This window comes from Saccharomonospora iraqiensis subsp. iraqiensis (genome assembly GCF_000430445.1).
Taxonomy (GTDB): Bacteria; Actinomycetota; Actinomycetes; order Mycobacteriales; family Pseudonocardiaceae; genus Saccharomonospora; species Saccharomonospora iraqiensis.
In genome coordinates this window covers 47,258-49,854 of sequence record NZ_KE387072.1, presented here as the reverse complement: position 1 = coordinate 49,854, position 2,597 = coordinate 47,258, and the positions used below count along the sequence as shown (strand labels likewise).

3 protein-coding genes and 1 pseudogene are annotated in these 2,597 nt (G+C 71.1%); 3 read left to right on the top strand and 1 reads right to left on the bottom strand.

Annotated features, from left to right (window positions below; all coding sequences use genetic code 11):
* From ACTIR_RS26420 to ACTIR_RS0108340, 3 genes and pseudogenes are all read left to right on the top strand, one after another.
* A partial coding sequence (locus ACTIR_RS26420) for a CBS domain-containing protein (protein ID WP_026453929.1) occupies positions 1-294 on the top strand: 294 nt, incomplete at its 5' end.
* A 129-nt stretch (positions 295-423) separates the two neighbouring features.
* Positions 424-1,506: pseudogene (locus tag ACTIR_RS0108345) on the top strand (ATP-binding protein); the annotation flags it as partial.
* 231 nt (positions 1,507-1,737) lie between these two features.
* Positions 1,738-2,070 (top strand): ribbon-helix-helix protein, CopG family, encoded by a 333-nt coding sequence (locus tag ACTIR_RS0108340; RefSeq protein ID WP_026453927.1) that lies wholly within the window; start codon positions 1,738-1,740, stop codon positions 2,068-2,070.
* Positions 2,071-2,184: 114 nt separating this feature from the next.
* Here ACTIR_RS0108340 and ACTIR_RS0108335 read toward each other — a convergent pair.
* Positions 2,185-2,597: ATP-binding cassette domain-containing protein (locus tag ACTIR_RS0108335; protein WP_084789368.1), on the bottom strand; the 413-nt coding region annotated here is incomplete at its 5' end.

The window sequence follows — 2,597 nt, the reverse complement described above, 5'->3', positions numbered from 1 at the left end:
GCCGGGCGCTCCGGACACATGCGCATCCTCGTCGGCGCGGACGGCGGCGGCACCCCGGGTGTCGTCCACGTCCGGGACACCCTGCTGGCACCGGCCGACCGGCCCGCGCGGGACCTCGCCCGTCCGGCGTTCGTCCTGCCGCCGCACACACCCGTGCACGAGGCCCTCTTCCGCATGCGCCGGGCCAGCGAACAGCTCAGCGTGGTGATGGACGGATCCCGGATCCTCGGGGTCGTCACCCTCGACGACGCGCTGCAGCGGATCCTGCCCGGGCACGCGACGCGGACCGGCTGAGGCCGCTGAGCGGGCCCGACCCGGGTGCGGTGACGACCTCCATACCTCGGGCGGGGGCGACGTGTGTCGCACGGCAGATCGAACAGCCTGACGTCGGCGAAGGTGAGATACCTCTGTTAGATTTGCCGAATGTCGGAGTTCGTCGAGCGTTTCGCACTGCATCGGCTCGTTGACTGGGCCGGGGCGTTCCGTGTCGTGATCGTCAACGGGCCGCGCCAGGCGGGGAAGACCACCCTGCTGCGGCAGTTCCAACGCAGCCACGGGGGATCGTTCCGCTCACTGGACGACGCGACCACACTCCGGAGCGCGCAGGACGCGCCGACCGACTTCGCCGACTACGGCGCCGTCCCCCGGGTGATCGACGAGATCCAGCGGGGCGGGGACGACCTCGTCCTGGCGATCAAGTACCTGGTCGACCGGGACAACCGCCGTGGGCAGTTCGTGCTGTCCGGCTCGACGCGGTTCCTCACCGTCCCGACCCTGTCCGAGTCGTTGGCCGGGCGGGCCGTGTTCGTCGATCTGTGGCCGTTGAGCACGGCCGAGCGGACCGGGGCCCCCGGTGACTTCGGTGAGCGCGCGTTCGCGGGCCGGGACGCACTGGCCGACGCGGACAGTTCGGCGTGGACCCGGGCGGACTACGTCGACCTGTTCGCCGCCGGTGGCTACCCGGAGGTGCTGGAGCTCGAGACGCCCGCGCAACGCCGCGCCTGGTTCGACGGCTACCTCAGTACCGTGGTGCTCCGCGACGTCGCGAGTTTCGCCCAGATCCAGCACGCCGACGTCGTACCGCGGCTGCTCGCGATGCTCGCCGCCCGGTCCGGCGGTCAGACGGTGCTCGCGGACATGGCCCGGGAACTCGCGCTCAACCACGCCACGGTGCGCAACTACCTCGGCTACCTCGACACGGTGTTCCTCACCGCGCAGTTGCCGCCGTGGTCGACCAACCTGAACAGCAAACTGGTCAAGACGCCGAAGACCTACCCGACGGACTCCGGGCTCGCCGCCCATCTCATGGAGGTCGACCACGACGCGCTCGCCGTCCCCGGCAGCCGTGCCGCCGGGAGCCTCACCGAGATCTTCGTGCACGCCGAGCTGACGCGGTTGCTCGCCACCAGTGACCTCGGTGCCCGGCTGCACTTCTACCGCGACCGGGACGGCCGGGAGATCGACTTCGTACTGGAACGGCGGAACGGGGAGGTCGTCGGGATCGAGGTGAAGGCGTCCAGCACGGTCGGCTCCGACGACTTCCGGCATCTGCGCTGGCTGGCCGACCGGCTCGGCGAGCGGTTCGTCGCCGGCTACGTGCTCCACCTCGGTCAGCAGACCCACCGGTTCGGCGAGCGCATGGCCGCCCTGCCCGTGTCGGCGCTGTGGCACCACGCTTCGCTGTGACCCTCGGGCGAGTTTCCGTCCCTACTACGACTTCGGCAAGGGGAACGTGCCATGACCCGTAAACACACCGACACCGACACCGAGGACGTCGACCTCGACCGTGAGCCTGTCTTCGACCGGCAGGGTCGACGGATCACCGAGGACGAGGTGGACCGGGCCGGGGAAGCTCTGGAAACCGGCGATGTGGCGGTCCACGAGGTCGATGTCGTGTATCCGCGCCGTGGTCGGCCGTCGCTGACCACACCGGGAGTGCACTCGCCGCGGGTGGACACCCGGGTATCCCGCGAGGTCAAGAGTCATCTGGAATCCCTCGCCCATACCCAACACCGCTCGGAATCCGAGATCGTCCGCGAGGCCCTGGAGGAATACCTGGCCCGTCACTGAGCAGCGCTGAGCAGTACCGTGGGGCGTCGAGCGCATGGCCGCCCTGCCCGTGTCGGCGCTGTGGCATCACGCCCCGCAGTGATTCGAGGTTCCGTCGGGCCGTCGCTGCGTGACTCAGTGGCCGGTGAGGTCGAGCCGGTCGTGGTGCCACCGGCGGCGCAGCCACCGGTCGTGCGAGGCGAGCACGACGGCGCCCGGGGCGGTCTCCAACGCCTCGGACAGCTCCTCGGCGAGCGTGGGCGAAAGGTGGTTGGTCGGCTCGTCCAGCAGCAGCACGTGCGGCGCCCGTGCGATCAACAGGGCCAGGGCGAGCCTGCGCCGTTGCCCGACCGACAGTGTGCCGACCGGGCGGTGGCAGTCCCGGGCCGCCAGCAGCCCCAACGACGTCAGCGCGGGTGCCCCGCCGTCCGGGCGGGCGGCGGTGTAGAGCTCGTGCGGCGTGCGGTGCGCCTCGGCGAAGGACACGTCCTGCTCCAGCAGCCCCACCCGCACCCCCGGCGCCCACCGCACCGAACCGCGCGCCGGGG

What these genes read in the sequence shown, in the direction of transcription:
- ACTIR_RS0108340 (WP_026453927.1), top strand. Translation starts at nt 1,738, where the DNA reads ATGACCCGTAAACACACCGACACCGACACCGAGGACGTCGACCTCGAC.